Genomic DNA, 13,529 nt, shown 5'->3' with positions numbered 1-13,529 from the left:
GGGAAACGCCCGGTTACATTCCGAACCCGGAAGCTAAGCCTCACAGCGCCGATGGTACTGCAGGGGGGACCCTGTGGGAGAGTAGGACACCGCCGGACTCCTTTTAAACAAGAAAGCCACCCAATGCTGGGTGGCTTTCTTGCGTTAACGCGCATGCTCACCGCTTCAAGCGGGCCTCGAGCATGGCCGCGCACTCCTGGACCGCGGCGGCAAGCAGCTCCTCGTCCAGATCCGCGCGGCCCCACGTCACCGCGACCGCCGCTACGGGCCACCCCGCAGCATCGAGCACCGCTGCTCCCACGCTGCGCAGCCCTTCCGCGATCTCGCTGTTCTCCGTGGCATACCCGCGAGCCCGCACGTCCCGCAGCAGCTCCCGCAGCTCCCGTGGCGTCTGCGGCCCCAACCCGGTGCGGTCGGGGAACGCCGAGACATCCGGGTAGAGGGCCCGCACCTGCTCCCGCGGCAGCGCCGCGAGCATGGCCCGCCCCGAAGCCGTGAGGTGCGCGGGAAGCCGCACTCCCACATCCGTCACCAGCGCCGGCCGTCGCGGCGCGCGTTCCTCCACGACGTACAGCACGTCTCCCCCGCTCATCACGGCCAGGTGCGCGCTCTCTCCCAAGCGGTCCGACAGCGCAGCCACCAGGGGGCGCCCTCTTCGCGCCAACGGCTGCTGCCGCGTGTACCCGCCGGCGAGCTCGAAGGCCGAGGTGCCCAGCCCCCACCGTCGCTCCTCCCGCAGATGCAGCACGAACCCGTGCGCGGCGAGCGTGGTGAGCAGGTGGTACACCGTCGACCGCGGCAGCTCGAGCTCGCGCGCGATCGCCGACGCCGCCACCGGCGCAGGCCGCGCGGCGAGATAGCTCAGGATGCGCAGCGTGTTCTCCGCGGCGGGCACCTGAGCGGCAGGCGCCCCTGGTTCCGTCGATCGTTCCCGCTTGTCTGGGATCACAGACACAGCATCGCATGATCGGGTGCCGCTGGCGACACCTCGGGTGTGGAATCGAACCATGACCGAACTCGCACCCGTGCTGGTCGGAGCGGCTCCGCTGTCGCCCGCCGATGTCGTCGCCGTCGTCCGTCACGATGCCCCCGTGCAGCTCGACGCCGAAGCTCTCACCCGCGTCGCCGAGACACGGCGTGTGGTCGACGGCCTCGCCGCCGACCCGAACCCGCACTACGGTGTCTCGACCGGATTCGGCGCGCTGGCGACCACCTTCATCGCCCCTGACCGTCGCCTGCAGCTGCAGGCCAGCCTGATCCGCTCGCACGCCGCTGGCACCGGCGCCGAGGTCGAGCGCGAGGTCGTCCGCGGCCTCCAGCTGCTCCGCCTGCAGACCCTCGCCTCCGGACGCACCGGCGTGCGCCCGGTCGTGGTCGAGACCTACGCCGCCCTGCTCAACGAGGGCATCACCCCCGTCGTGCGCGAGTACGGATCGCTCGGCTGTTCGGGTGACCTCGCCCCTCTCGCGCACATCGCCCTGGCCGCGATGGGCGAAGGCGACGTGCGTGACGCATCCGGCGCACTGGTCCCCGCTGCCGAGGCCCTGGCCGCCGCGGGCATCGAGCCGCTCACCCTCGTGGAGAAGGAGGGGCTCGCGCTCATCAACGGCACCGACGGCATGCTCGGCATGCTGGTGCTCGCCCTGCACGACCTGGAGACGCTCCTGCTCACCGCCGACCTCGCCGCGGCCATGTCGGTCGAGTCCCAGCTCGGCACCGATGCCGTGTTCGCCGCCGACCTGATGGCGCTCCGCGCACAGACGGGCCAGGCCGAGTCCGCGGCCAACCTCCGTGCCTTCCTCGGCGACTCCCCCATGGTCGCGAGCCACAAGGGCCCGGACGACGGCCGCGTGCAGGACGCCTATTCGCTGCGCTGCTCGCCCCAGGTGCACGGCGCGGCCCGCGACACCCTCGCCCACGCGACGCTGATCGCTGGACGCGAGCTCGCCAGCGTGATCGACAACCCCGTCATCACGCTCGACGGACGCATCGAGTCGAACGGCAACTTCCACGGCGCTCCCGTCGCCGCGGTCCTCGACTTCCTCGCCATCTCGGTCGCCGACGTCGCCTCGGTCTCCGAGCGCCGCACCGACCGTGCGCTCGACCCGGCCCGCAGCCACGGACTCCCGCCGTTCCTCGCCGACGAGGTGGGCGTCGACTCCGGTCTCATGATCGCGCAGTACGCGGCGGCCGGCATCGTCTCCGAGCTCAAGCGTCTCGCGGTCCCCGCCTCGGTCGACTCGATCCCCTCGTCCGCCATGCAGGAGGACCACGTCTCGATGGGATGGGCCGCCGCCCGCAAGCTTCGCCGCGCGATCGACGGGCTCGGACGCGTGCTCGCCATCGAGATCCTCACCGGCGCCCGCGCGCTCGACCTGCGAGCACCGTTGCAGGCGGGACCCGCGACCGGCGCCGTGCGCGACCTGGTCCGCACCGTCGCCGCAGGTCCCGGCCCCGACCGCTTCCTGTCCCCGGACATGGAAGCCGTCACCGCCCTCGTCCAGTCGGGCGCCGTCGCCCGCATCGCAAAGGAGCACACTCATGGTTGAGACTTCGACCGACGCAGCAACGCAGCCGCGCGTCGTCCGTGCCGCCCGCGGCAACCAGCGCACCGCGAAGAGCTGGGGCGCCGAGGCCGCCAAGCGCATGCTGATGAACAACCTCGACCCCGAGGTCGCCGAGCACCCGGAAGATCTCGTGGTCTACGGCGGCACGGGCAAGGCCGCCCGCAGCTGGGAGGCGTACGACGCGATCGTGCGCACCCTCGACGAGCTCGAACCGGATGAGACGCTGCTGGTGCAGTCGGGCAAGCCGGTCGGCGTGTTCCGCACACACGAGTGGGCACCGCGGGTGCTCATCGCCAACTCGAACCTGGTCGGGGACTGGGCGACGTGGCCCGAGTTCCGCAAGCTCGAGGAGCTCGGGCTCATCATGTACGGGCAGATGACCGCCGGCTCCTGGATCTACATCGGAACTCAGGGCATCCTGCAGGGGACGTACGAGACCTTCGCCGCCGTGGCCCGCTCGCTCGGCCGTGACTCGCTGCGCGGCACCCTGACGCTCACCGGCGGTGCCGGGGGAATGGGCGGCGCCCAGCCGCTCGCCGTGACCATGAATGACGGGGCGGTGCTGATCGTGGACGTCGACGAGTCGCGCCTCGCCCGCCGCGTGGAGCACCGCTACCTCGACGAGTACACGACCGACCTCGACGCCGCCGTCGCGCGCGTGGTCGCTGCCAAGGATGCGGGCGAGGCTCTGTCGGTCGGCGTCGTCGGCAACGCGGCCGAGGTGTTCCCCGAGCTGCTGCGCCGCGGTGTGCCGATCGACATCGTGACCGACCAGACCAGCGCTCACGACCCGCTCGCCTACCTCCCGCTCGGTACCACGGTGGCGGACTGGAAGGCCGAGGCCGAGCGCGACCCGGAGGACTTCACGCGTCGCTCCCGTGCATCGATGGCAGCGCACGTCGAGGCGATGGTCGCTTTCCAGGATGCCGGCGCCGCGGTGTTCGACTACGGCAACTCGATCCGCGCCGAAGCGCAGCTGGGCGGCTTCGACCGGGCGTTCGCGTTCCCCGGATTCGTGCCGGCCTACATCCGCCCGCAGTTCGAGGAAGGGCGGGGACCGTTCCGCTGGGCTGCGCTCTCGGGCGACCCCGAGGACATCTACAAGACCGACCGGGCGATCGCCGAGCTCTTCCCCGAAGACGCCGCCCTGCACCGCTGGCTCGAGAAGGCCGGGGAGAAAGTGCACTTCGAAGGGCTGCCCGCCCGCATCTGCTGGCTCGGGTACAAGGAGCGCCACCTCGCCGGACTCAAGTTCAACGAGATGGTCGCCTCGGGTGAGCTCTCGGCTCCGATCGTGATCGGTCGCGATCACCTCGACTCCGGGTCTGTCGCCTCTCCGTACCGCGAGACCGAGGCGATGAAGGACGGCTCCGACGCGATCGCCGACTGGCCCCTGCTGAACGCCCTGCTCAACACGGCGTCCGGCGCCTCCTGGGTGTCGCTGCATCACGGCGGCGGCGTCGGCATCGGCCGCTCCATCCACGCCGGCCAGGTGACGGTCGCCGACGGTTCTGACCTCGCCGCCCAGAAGCTGGAGCGCGTGCTGACGAACGACCCCGGCACCGGTGTGATGCGCCACGTCGACGCCGGGTACGAGCACGCCCGCGAGGTCGCCCGCGAGCGCGGCCTGAACGTGCCGATGCTCTGAGAGGGTGAGGACATGTCCACGCTCATCACGAACATCGCCGAGGTCACTACCAACGTCCCCACGCGCGATGACCGCACCGGGACCCTGACCGATGCGGCGGTGCTGATCGACGGCGAGCGGATCGCCTGGGTCGGCCCCGCCGCGGACGCTCCGGCCGCCGACGAGGTGGTGGACGCTGCGGGGCGTGCCGTGATTCCTGGGTTCGTCGACAGTCACAGCCACCTCGTCTTCGGGGGCGACCGCGCCGCCGAGTTCGAGGCGCGCATGGCGGGGCAGAAGTACGCCGCCGGTGGCATCCGCTCGACCGTCGCCGCCACCCGTGCCTCGACCGATGACGAGCTGCGCACGCGCCTCCGCGGCTTCCTCGACGAGATGCTCGCGCAGGGCACGACGACCGTGGAGATCAAGAGCGGCTACGGGCTGAGCGTCGCCGACGAGGAGCGCCTCGTGCGCCTGGCGGCAGAGGTGACACCGGAAGTGACGTTCCTCGGCGCACACGTCGTGCCCGCGGAGTACGCCGACCGCCCGGACGAGTACGTCGACCTGGTGACCGGGCCGATGCTCGACGCCTGCGCTCCGCACGCGAAGTGGATCGATGTCTTCTGCGAGACGGGCGCCTTCACGGTCGCGCAGTCGCGGCGGGTGCTGGAAGCCGGCATCGCCCGCGGCCTCGCCCCCCGCGTACACGCCAGCCAGCTCGGTCCGGGAGAGGGCGTGCGGCTGGCCGTCGAGCTCGGCGCTGCATCTATCGACCACGGCACCTACCTGGCGGACGCCGACATCGACGCGCTCGCCGGCTCCGACACCGTGCTCACCCTGCTGCCGGGGGTCGAGTTCTCGACGCGGCAGCCGTATCCGAACGCCCGACGCCTGATCGACGCGGGAGTGACCGTTGCCCTGGCCTGCGACACGAATCCGGGGTCGAGCTTCACCTCGTCGATGCCGTTCTGCATCGCCGTGGCCGTGCGCGACATGGGGATGACCCCGGCCGAGGCCGTCTGGGCGGCGACGGCGGGCGGGGCGAAGGCACTGCGCCGCGACGACGTCGGCGTGATCGCGCCCGGCGCCAGAGCCGACCTCGTGCTGCTGAAGGCGCCGACCCGCATCCACCTCGCCTACCGACCGGGCGTTCCCCTCGTCGACACCGTCTGGAAGGACGGACGCGAGATCCGCTGAGGCTCGCGGGCGCTCAGCCGATCGCCCCGGTCATCCGAGCGCCTGGGCGACGACGACCGCGGCCGCAGCCGACCACGCCTGCGGCCGGCACGCGGCAGGGTACGGGATGGGGGCGCCGCCCGGCACCCACGCATCACCGGAATGCAGCTCCGGCACGCGATAGTCGAACCCCTCCGCCAGGTCGAGCAGCTGCTGCGCGACGACCCGCGCCTCGGCGTCGAGGCTGGCGCGCAGCATCCCGTGCGCGGCGATGGCCGTGTCATGCGCCCACACGCTGCCGCCGTGATAGCTCAGCGGCCAGTAGCCCGCGGCATCCGTCGACATGGTGCGGATGCCGTAGCCGCTCGACATGCTCGGCGCGGTCAGCAGCGCAGCGCACGCCCGCTCCTCGTCGGGATCGAGGATGCCGGTGCCGATCAGGTGCCCGATGTTGCTGGTGAGGGTGTCGACCGGTGCGCCGTGCGCATCCAAGGCGATCGCGGGGTAACGGCCCTCCGGCGTGGTCACCCAGTACGCGGCACGGAACCTCTCGCGCAGGTCCGCCGCCCACGCCCGCAGCTCGGTGGCGCCGGATTCGCCGAGCGCGTCGAGCAGCTCGGCCCCGCGGGTCGCCGCTTCGTAGGCGTAGCCCTGCACCTCACTGAGGGCGATCGGCCCCTCGGCCAGGCGTCCGTCCCGCCACTGGATCGAGTCGCCCGAGTCCTTCCAGCCCTGGTTCGCGAGTCCGTGTCCCGACTCGTCCTTGTAGTCGATGAAGCCGCTGCCCGAGGCGTCGCCGTGCACGGTCATCCAGGTGAGGGCGGCGCGAAGGGCCGGAAGCAGTGCGCGCACCTCCGACAGCGGCATCCCGGCGTCACGCGCATCCGCGAGCAGACAGATCCACAGCGGCGTCGCGTCCACCGTGCCGTAGTACAGCGGCGGCAGGTGCACGCCCTCATTGGGCAGGGAGAGCGTGCCGCTGCGCAGCTCGTGCGGGATTTTGCCCGGCGCCTCCGCCGTCGACGCGTCGTGGGTCGTGCCCTGGAGGCGGGCCAGCACCCTCAGGGTGGACGCCGCCATGTCGGGGTCGACGGCGAGGGCGAGGCGCGCGGCCCAGAGCGAGTCGCGTCCGAAGAGCGTGAAGAACCACGGGGCGCCCGCGGCGTAGAACGCATCGTCCGGGTCGGCGGGCAGTGCGAGCCGGAGGGCGGAGAGGTCGGCCGCGGCCTGGTCCATCCAGCGTGCTGCTCGCGGGTCGCCGGACGACGGTGCCGGCACCATGCGCGACGGGCGAGCGGCGGTGACGACCAGGGCGGGATCGTCCAGGGCGAGCGACCAGTCCGCGACGACGGACCCTCTCGGCGGCACGGTCGCCTCCCACCGCAGCACGAGCGCATCGCCGTCGCGCGTGACCGCGGCCTCGGGAGCCGCGAGCGTGAAGGAGGCATCCCCCGCACGGCAGACGGATCCGTCCCAGCTCCACGCCGCGCTCGCGGCCGATCCCGCCTTGACCTGCTGCATCGGGGCGAAGTCCGGGACGACGCGCACGGTCACCACCACCGCGGTCGCGGTGCCGAGGTGCGAGGCGACACGGATCCGCTCCGAGAACGACCCGGCGGCGACCCGGCGATCGCGGTCCATCCGCACCTTCGGGTCGGCGGATGCGTCGTCGAGCCCGCGCAGCAGATCCGTCAGGACCGTCTGCTGCGGCACGGGTGAGGAGCAGCCGATGGACTCGAGCGCTGTACCGTCGACCGCGATCTCGATGCTCCGGATGTGCCGGACGTCGCCGTGGTAGATGCCGTGGATCGGGGCATCGCCCATGCGCCCGGCGCGGTCCGACCACGCCTGGGTCGGCGCTTCCAGCATGATCACGGCGTCGTCCAGCAACGGCTGCAGGGGTGGGGTGGGAGTCATTCCTTGACGGCTCCTTCGGTGGAGTTCATGATGCGGCGCTGGAAGACGAAGAACATCACGGCGACGGGGATCGTCATGATGAGCGCGGCCGCCAGCTTGAGCGGGTACTGCGTGCCCTGGCTGAGCTGTCCGCTCGCGAGAGAGGCGACGCCCTTGGTGAGCGTGGTCAGTGCGGGGTCGTTGGTCGACACGATGAAGTGGCTGAGCTCGTTCCAGGACCCCTGGAACGACAGGATGATGATCGTCACGAGCGCGGGTGTCGCCATCGGCAGCACCACGGACCAGAAGATCCGGAACGTGCCGGCGCCGTCGATCCGGGCCTGCTCCTCCACGGACTCCGGGATCGACTCGAAGAAGTTCTTCATGATGAACACGCCGGCCGCGTCGACGAGCAGCGGCAGGATCATCCCGGCATAGGAGTTGAAGATGCCGAGCTGGTTGATGACGAGGAACTTGGGGATGAGCAGCACCACGGTCGGCACCGACATCACCGCGATCAGTGCCGCGAAGACCACGCCGCGCCCGCGGAAGCGGAGGCGGGCGAGGGCGTATCCGGCGAGCGAGTTGAAGAACACCCGGCCGAGGGTGACGAAGATCGTCACGATCGCGCTGTTCACGAACCACGACGGGAAGTCGGAGTTGCGGAACAGGCGCTCGTACGCCGCGAACGTCCACACCTCGGGGATGAGCGTGATGCCGCTCGTCGCCGCATCCTCATCGGTCTTGAAGCTCGTCGCGACCTGGATCAGGAACGGGTAGATGTAGATGACCGCCAGGACGATCAGCAGGGCGTAGAGCACGATCTGCCAGGTCAGCTGCTTCGCGGAGAGTCGCCTCATGACGATGCTCCCTTCGACGGCGACTCGTACGCGCGGATGCGGCGCTTCGAGACCGGCCGGTCGCGCAGGACCCACCGCTGCAGCAGCGTGAAGACGACGATGATGACGAACAGGATGAAGGCGATGGCTGCACCCTGACCCCACTCCTGGTTCTGGAAGGCCGTCTGGTACGACAGGTAGGCGGGGGTGAGCGTGGTCTTGCTCGGCGCCCCTCTGGTGCCCGTGTAGATCTGGTCGAAGACCTGCCAGCAGCCGATCAGGCCCAGCGTGAGCACGGTGAACAGTGTCGGGCGCAGTTGGGGGAGCGTGATGCGCCAGAAGCGCTGCCACCCGTTCGCGCCGTCCATCATGGCGGCTTCGTCCACGTCGGCGCCGAGGTTCTGCAACCCGGCCAGGAAGATGAGCATGAACGTGCCGGAGGTCGTGAAGACGGCCATCAGGATGTAGGCGCTCATGGCGACCGAGGGGCCGGCGAGCCACTCCCACCAGGACACGCCGAGCGCGCCGCCCTCGGTCAGGGAGGCGGGACCGGTGTCGACGCCGATCGTGCCGAGGGCGAGGTGCAGGATGCCCCGCGGATCGTTGAACCAGTTGGGACCGTTGATGCCGAACCAGGAGAGCACGTCGTTCACGGCGCCGCTCGCCGTGAACAGGAACGTCCACAGCACGGTGATCGCGACGGTGCTGGTCACGGACGGGAAGTAGTAGGCGGTGCGGAAGAACCCGCGCCCCCGGAGCATCGCACGGTTCACCAGCACGGCGAGGAAGAGGGCGAGTGCGGTCTGCAGCGGCACGACGAGCAGCACGTACCAGGCGTTGTTGCGCAGCGCGGTGCCGAAGTCCTTCGTCGCGAGGCCGCCGTCGCCGAGCACGGCGGCGAAGTTGTCCGCCCCGACGAAGGAGACGGAGCCGGACAGGGGGCTGCCGCGGCCGGCCCAGTCCGACACGCTCACCCAGAGCGCCATCAGGACGGGGATGAGGAGGAACACGCCGAGGATCGCGATCACCGGCGCGGTGAACAGCCAGCCGGCTGCCGCCTCGCCGCGACGGAGCCCGGAGGCCCCACCGCGGCGAGGCGCTGCCTTGACCGCCATGGTTACTCGACGACCGCTTCGAGGTTCGACTGCACCGAGTCGAGGATCGTCTTCGGGTCGGCCGTCTTGAGCGACTCGAGCTGCGAGTTGAAGTCGGCGATGACATCCGCGGATCCGGCCTGGTTCGGCGGGAACTGCGCGTACTCCGCGCCGGCGAGGAACGGCTTCAGGGTCTCGTTCGCCGCGGTCCAGTCAGAAGCGGCGGACTTGATGGACGGCATCGGCCCGAACGCCTCCGAGAACGCGAGCTGGCTGTCGGCGCTGGTCAGGTACTCGACCAGGTCGAGCGCGGCCTGCTGGTTCGGGCTGTCGGCGGCCATGCCCCAGCAGTTGGTGAACTGCAGCGTGCCCTTGCCGCCGGGACCCTCGGGGAGCTCGGCGACGGTGTACTCGAGGCTGCTGTAGTCGTTCGACAGCGCTCCGGTGATCCAGTTGCCCTCGATCACCATCGCCGCGGACTCCTTGCCGAGCGCCTCGCCGCCCCAGCCGGCTCCGACATCCTTCGCGTAGGCGAACGTGCCGTCGGCGAGATGCGCCTTCACGTAGTCGAGCGCCTCGACGTTGGCCGGGTCGTCGGCGATCGCCTTGCCGTCCTGGACGAGGCCGCCACCGGCCTCCGCCATGAAGACGCCGACGCGCTGGTACTCGGCGCCGAAGGCCAGGCCGACGTGCTCGGGGGTCGTGAGCTTCTGCGCGACGGTGGCGAGGTCGTCCCAGCTCTGGGGGAGGTCCGCGTCGGTGAGTCCGGCCTCGGCCCACATCCGGGAGTTGATGACGAGCGCGAGCGTGGAGAAGTCCTTCGGCGCGCAGATGAACGTGTCGTCGACCGTGAAGTTCTCGACGAGCGACGGGTAGAAGTCGTCCTTGTTCGACAGCTGGTCGCCGTAGGCCTGCAGCGAGCCGTTGCTCGCGTAGCCGGACGCCTGGTCGGCGGACAGGTAGAACAGGTCGGCGGGCTCGCCCGCAGCGAAACCCTGCGACAGCTCCTGGTCGAGGTTGCTCGCGACCTGCACCTTCACGTCCGTTCCCGACTCCGCCGACCAGTCGTCGACGGCGGACTGGACGGCGGCCGTCTCGGCATCGCCCGAGGAGCCGATGAGCAGCGTCAGAGCGTCGTCCGAGGACGTGAGTCCCTCCGCATCGTCCTTCTGGTCGTCGCCCGCGAAGCCGGACCCGCAGCCGGTGAGGACGAGCGCGCCGGCGAGCAGCACCGCCCCGGTTCCGAAGACTGCGCGAGTGGTATGCCGTGTCATGGTCTCTCTCCTTTGATGAGTCACTGCGATCGGCGCCCGGGAAGGCTCGTCGGGATCGACACAGAAATTTGAACGATCAAACTCCGTGTGGAATAGGCTAGGCGGCAGTCGCGGGAAGTGTCAACCCGGGCGTGAACGAGGAGGTGCGATGGCGAAGGCGCCCACCGTCGAAGACGTCGCCGAGCGCGCGGGCGTCTCGCGGCAGACGGTCTCGAACGTGCTCAACACCCCGGACATCGTCCGCCCGGCGACCAGGGAGCGCGTCCTCTCCGCGATCCACGATCTCGGCTATCGGCGTCACGCCGCCGCTCGGCGTCTGCGACTGCGCCGCAGCTCGACCATCGGCATCCGCCTCGATCCGTACGTCGGCGGCATCTCCGGCGTCGTGCTCGACCGCTTCGTGCATGCCGTCACCGAGCGGGCGAGCGAGCGCGGCATGCGGATGCTCGTCTATGCCGCACGCACGCGGGAAGAGGAGATCCAGCGGCTGTCGGAGCTGTGGGAGGGGTCCGAGATCGACGCCGCGATCATCACCGGCACCTCGCGCGACGACCCGCGCGTGCGCAGCCTCGACCAGGACGGGCTGCCCTTCATCTCGTTCGGCCGGCCGTGGGGGGAAGACGACATCGCCGATCCGCGCCACCTCTGGGTCGACGTCGACGGCGCCGCGGGAACACGCGCCGCGACGGAACACGCGCTGACCCTCGGGCGCCGGGTCTCGTTCCTCGGGTGGCCGACGGGGTCGGGGACCGGCGACGACCGCGAGCGCGGCTGGCGGGAGGCGATGGCTGCGGCCGACGCCCCGGGGGAGCGGCTGACCGCGGAGGAGGGCGTCCCCCACGCTCGAGCCTGTCTGGACGCCGCGCTCGCCGCAGGGCAGGTGCCCGATGCCCTCGTGTGCGCCAGTGACTCGCTCGCCGTCGGCGCCCTGCTGGCCGTGGCCGCTGCGGGGCTCACGCTGCCGGTGATCGGGTTCGACAACACCCCCACGGCCGAGGCTCTGGGCTTCTCGAGCGTCGAGCAGCGCCCGGAGGATGTGGCGACGGCGATCCTCGAGCTCCTGATGGGCCCGACGGGGGAGATCGTCGCCCCGCGCAGCCTGCAGGCCGGCTCCGCGCATGCGCTGATCACGCCGGAGCTGATCGTCCGCTGAGGCGCTCTGCGGCTGCTATGCCGCCCGGCGCAGACGCAGCGCGAACGCGATACCGGCGAGGGCGATCACCACGACCCCGTACCCGACGCACACGGCCTCGAGCCCGACCGCCCCGACGAGCGCCCCGGCGATCACGGCCGGCACCCCGAACGCCAGGTACGACAGCAGGTAGATCGCGGCGAAGGTGTCGGCCCGCTCGGTCGCGGGGATCTTCGGCGCGAGGGACGCGACCACCCCGGAGAAGGCCGTCCCGAAGCCCATGCCGGTCACGGCGGCGGCAGCGAGGTAGAACGGCAGGGACGTGACGCTCAAGGCGATCAGCGACAGCAGGGTGCCGACCGCGAGCGCCGCCGTGCCGAACAGCACCATCGACCGGGCCGCGATCTTCCGGAGGGTGAACGCGGTGACCGCCCCGACTCCCGCGAGCAGGACGACGCCGAGCCCCTGCCAGACGTGCGCCTCACCCCCGAGCTCACCCCGCACGATCGTGGCCCCGAGCGACAGGAACAGCCCGCCCGTCGCCCACCCCGCGATCACGGCCGGAGCTCCGCGCCAGAAGTCGGACCGGATCGCGGACGGGATCGTCAGCCGGAAGCTCAGCGACGCCCAGGCCCCTGCCTTGCGCGGCGCGGTCTCCGGCACCCCCAGGAACAGCACCGCGATCACGAGGTAGACCGTGCTCAGGGGCGCGAACACATCCAGCAGCGCCTCGCCGCTGAGGTCGAGCATCACGGCCGAGACCAGTGCTCCGAGCGCGAGACCGATGCCCGGGCTGAGGGCGTTCCACAGGGCGGCGACCCCCGCCCGACCGCCCGGCGCGAAGTCGAGGGCCGTGGCGGAGAGGGCGGAGAGGAGCAGCCCGCTGGCGACACCCTGCAGGATGCGGGCGAGGAACAGCACGGCGACGGCATCCGCGTGCCAGAACAGCAGCATGCTCCCCGCCAGCAGCACGAACCCGGCGACCACGACCGGGCGGCGGCCGATGTGGTCGGACAGCGAGCCGGCGGTGAGGAGCGTCAGCAGCAGTGAGCCGGCGTAGACCGCGAACACCGCGCTGATGACGATCGCGTCGAAGCCGATGTCGTGCGCGAGGACCGGGTAGAACGGCGACGGTGCGCTCGCCCCGGCCGCCATCAGGATCTGCGCCGCCACTGCGAGGGGGAAGCCCAGGCGCGAGCGGCCTGCGGTCCGTGGCGCGGTACCGGAGCGGGACGATGAGCGAACCGGCGCGGACGCGGTGGGGACAGGCGGGGCGACGATCGGCTGAGTGGGGGTCATGGCTGCTCCTCGTAAGGTTCGAGAATCATCGAACTATCGGAGCGTACTCGCCATCCACTTATTGTTCAACTATTATCGAACCATGCCTGGCGATCTTCCTCACCCGGAGCGCTCCGAGATCCAGCTCACGGACGTGCTCTTCGCCCTCAGCGACCCGGAACGCCTCGCCATCACCCGCCAGCTCGCCGACGGTCCCCTCGACATGGCCTCGTGCCACGCCACCGACCCGAACCTCCCGAAATCGACCAAGTCGCACTTCATGAAGGTCCTGCGCGAAGCCGGCGTCATCCGCAACGAGCCCAACGGGCGTCGACGGATGCTGACACTCCGCCGCGACGACCTCGACGCCCTCTTTCCCGGTCTGCTGGACTCGGTCCTGCGCTGACGCCGGGCGCTTCGACAAGCTCAGCGACCCAAGGGTAGGGCGCTTCGACAGGCTCAGCGACCCAGGGTACGGGAGGGCCAGCGACCCAGGGTACGGCGCTTCGACAAGCTCAGCGACCCAGGGTAGGGGAGGGCCAGCGACCCAGGGTGCTGCGCTTCGACAAGCTCAGCGACCCAGGAAAGGTGCGGGCTGAGAGACCCGAGAAGGGGGAGAGCTTGCCGAAAGGAATGAGTGAGTGTA

At 70.7% G+C, this 13,529-nt stretch carries 11 protein-coding genes and 1 rRNA gene; 6 read left to right on the top strand and 6 right to left on the bottom strand.

Features of this window, described 5'->3' with window-relative positions:
- Positions 1-98: ribosomal RNA gene (rrf, locus tag F6A08_RS17385) — 5S ribosomal RNA — on the top strand; the annotation flags it as partial.
- Between the two features lie 59 nt (positions 99-157).
- Here rrf and F6A08_RS17380 read toward each other — a convergent pair.
- Complete coding sequence (locus tag F6A08_RS17380) at positions 158-949, bottom strand: IclR family transcriptional regulator (RefSeq protein ID WP_420846047.1); 792 nt, start codon at positions 947-949, stop codon at positions 158-160.
- A gap of 58 nt (positions 950-1,007) precedes the next feature.
- On the opposite strand from F6A08_RS17380, the gene hutH reads away from it, so the two are divergent.
- Genes hutH through hutI form a run of 3 tightly spaced genes read left to right on the top strand, consistent with a single transcriptional unit; the run spans position 1,008 to position 5,391 of the window.
- Positions 1,008-2,549, top strand: coding sequence for a histidine ammonia-lyase (gene hutH, locus F6A08_RS17375; protein WP_151460126.1), 1,542 nt, complete (start codon positions 1,008-1,010; stop codon positions 2,547-2,549).
- Positions 2,542-4,215: a urocanate hydratase gene (hutU, locus tag F6A08_RS17370; RefSeq protein ID WP_151460125.1), complete on the top strand. Its 1,674-nt coding sequence runs from the start codon at positions 2,542-2,544 to the stop codon at positions 4,213-4,215. The genes hutH and hutU overlap by 8 nt, the downstream gene beginning before the upstream one ends.
- Before the next feature lie 12 nt (positions 4,216-4,227).
- Positions 4,228-5,391: an imidazolonepropionase gene (gene hutI / locus F6A08_RS17365; protein ID WP_151460124.1), complete on the top strand. Its 1,164-nt coding sequence runs from the start codon at positions 4,228-4,230 to the stop codon at positions 5,389-5,391.
- A 30-nt stretch (positions 5,392-5,421) separates the two neighbouring features.
- On the opposite strand, the gene F6A08_RS17360 is transcribed toward hutI, so the two are convergent.
- Genes F6A08_RS17360 through F6A08_RS17345 form a run of 4 tightly spaced genes read right to left on the bottom strand, consistent with a single transcriptional unit; the run spans position 5,422 to position 10,473 of the window.
- Positions 5,422-7,287: a glycogen debranching N-terminal domain-containing protein gene (locus F6A08_RS17360; protein ID WP_151460123.1), complete on the bottom strand. Its 1,866-nt coding sequence runs from the start codon at positions 7,285-7,287 to the stop codon at positions 5,422-5,424.
- On the bottom strand, positions 7,284-8,126 hold the full coding sequence (locus tag F6A08_RS17355; RefSeq protein WP_124894603.1) for a carbohydrate ABC transporter permease: 843 nt from the start codon (positions 8,124-8,126) through the stop codon (positions 7,284-7,286). The genes F6A08_RS17360 and F6A08_RS17355 overlap by 4 nt, the downstream gene beginning before the upstream one ends.
- Positions 8,123-9,220: a carbohydrate ABC transporter permease gene (locus tag F6A08_RS17350; RefSeq protein ID WP_151460122.1), complete on the bottom strand. Its 1,098-nt coding sequence runs from the start codon at positions 9,218-9,220 to the stop codon at positions 8,123-8,125. The genes F6A08_RS17355 and F6A08_RS17350 overlap by 4 nt, the downstream gene beginning before the upstream one ends.
- Positions 9,221-9,222: 2 nt before the next feature.
- Positions 9,223-10,473 (bottom strand): sugar ABC transporter substrate-binding protein, encoded by a 1,251-nt coding sequence (locus F6A08_RS17345; protein WP_151460121.1) that lies wholly within the window; start codon positions 10,471-10,473, stop codon positions 9,223-9,225.
- Between the two features lie 148 nt (positions 10,474-10,621).
- On the opposite strand from F6A08_RS17345, the gene F6A08_RS17340 reads away from it, so the two are divergent.
- On the top strand, positions 10,622-11,626 hold the full coding sequence (locus F6A08_RS17340) for a LacI family DNA-binding transcriptional regulator (RefSeq protein ID WP_124894606.1): 1,005 nt from the start codon (positions 10,622-10,624) through the stop codon (positions 11,624-11,626).
- 15 nt (positions 11,627-11,641) lie between these two features.
- Here the strand turns inward: F6A08_RS17340 and F6A08_RS17335 are convergent, their stop codons facing one another.
- A complete protein-coding gene (locus F6A08_RS17335; protein WP_151460120.1) occupies positions 11,642-12,904 on the bottom strand; it encodes an MFS transporter in 1,263 nt (420 codons plus the stop codon).
- Between the two features lie 82 nt (positions 12,905-12,986).
- Between F6A08_RS17335 and F6A08_RS17330 the strand changes: the two genes are divergently transcribed.
- On the top strand, positions 12,987-13,289 hold the full coding sequence (locus tag F6A08_RS17330) for an ArsR/SmtB family transcription factor (protein ID WP_017202000.1): 303 nt from the start codon (positions 12,987-12,989) through the stop codon (positions 13,287-13,289).
- Positions 13,290-13,529: the final 240 nt, after the last annotated feature.

Source organism: Microbacterium algeriense (assembly GCF_008868005.1).
Lineage (GTDB): Bacteria > Actinomycetota > Actinomycetes > Actinomycetales > Microbacteriaceae > Microbacterium > Microbacterium algeriense.
This window is presented reverse-complemented; position numbering and strand designations above follow the sequence as displayed.

Excerpts from the sequence above, each read along its gene's own strand:
- hutH (WP_151460126.1), top strand. The coding sequence starts at position 1,008 with ATGACCGAACTCGCACCCGTGCTGGTCGGAGCGGCTCCGCTGTCGCCC.
- hutU (WP_151460125.1), top strand. The coding sequence starts at position 2,542 with ATGGTTGAGACTTCGACCGACGCAGCAACGCAGCCGCGCGTCGTCCGT.
- hutI (WP_151460124.1), top strand. The coding sequence starts at position 4,228 with ATGTCCACGCTCATCACGAACATCGCCGAGGTCACTACCAACGTCCCC.
- F6A08_RS17360 (WP_151460123.1), bottom strand. The coding sequence starts at position 7,287 with ATGACTCCCACCCCACCCCTGCAGCCGTTGCTGGACGACGCCGTGATC.
- F6A08_RS17355 (WP_124894603.1), bottom strand. The coding sequence starts at position 8,126 with ATGAGGCGACTCTCCGCGAAGCAGCTGACCTGGCAGATCGTGCTCTAC.
- F6A08_RS17350 (WP_151460122.1), bottom strand. The coding sequence starts at position 9,220 with ATGGCGGTCAAGGCAGCGCCTCGCCGCGGTGGGGCCTCCGGGCTCCGT.
- F6A08_RS17345 (WP_151460121.1), bottom strand. The coding sequence starts at position 10,473 with ATGACACGGCATACCACTCGCGCAGTCTTCGGAACCGGGGCGGTGCTG.
- F6A08_RS17340 (WP_124894606.1), top strand. The coding sequence starts at position 10,622 with ATGGCGAAGGCGCCCACCGTCGAAGACGTCGCCGAGCGCGCGGGCGTC.
- F6A08_RS17335 (WP_151460120.1), bottom strand. The coding sequence starts at position 12,904 with ATGACCCCCACTCAGCCGATCGTCGCCCCGCCTGTCCCCACCGCGTCC.
- F6A08_RS17330 (WP_017202000.1), top strand. The coding sequence starts at position 12,987 with ATGCCTGGCGATCTTCCTCACCCGGAGCGCTCCGAGATCCAGCTCACG.